1 protein-coding gene is annotated in these 456 nt (G+C 66.2%); it reads left to right on the top strand.

Annotated features, from left to right (window positions below; translation table 11 throughout):
- A partial coding sequence (locus DOU50_RS00070; RefSeq protein WP_148768441.1) for an ABC transporter permease occupies positions 1 to 456 on the top strand: 456 nt, incomplete at both ends.

The raw sequence follows: 456 nt of genomic DNA, 5'->3' as shown, positions 1-456 counted from the left end.
GCTACGGGCGCGACCTGCTCTCGCGCCTGATTTATGGCACCCGTCCGGCGCTCGGGCTGGTGGCGCTAGTTACCGTTATCACCCTGCCTGCCGGGCTGCTGGTGGGAATTTTGTCCGGCTACTACGGCGGCTGGATGGAGCGCATCCTGATGCGCTTTACCGACGTGGTGATGTCGATGCCGCGCCTGATCCTCGCCTTCGCGTTTGTGGCGATGCTCGGTCCGGGGCTGGTCAACGGCGCGCTGGCGCTGGCCTTAACCACCTGGCCTGCCTATGCGCGTCAGGCGCGGAGCGAGATTCAGCGTCTGCGCCACAGCGATTATCTGGCCGCCGCAGAGATGATGGGCATTCGCGGCCTGCGCCTGCTGGTCGGCCATATTCTGCCCCTGTGCCTGCCGTCCGCGATTGTGCGCCTGGCGCTGGATCTGGCAGGGATTATTCTGGCGGCCGCCGGTC

It is taken from the genome of Enterobacter sp. C6, from assembly GCF_008122455.1.
In the GTDB taxonomy this organism is placed as follows: domain Bacteria; phylum Pseudomonadota; class Gammaproteobacteria; order Enterobacterales; family Enterobacteriaceae; genus Enterobacter; species Enterobacter pseudoroggenkampii.
Note: the sequence above shows the minus strand (reverse complement) of the source record. Positions and strands in the feature narration are given on the sequence as shown.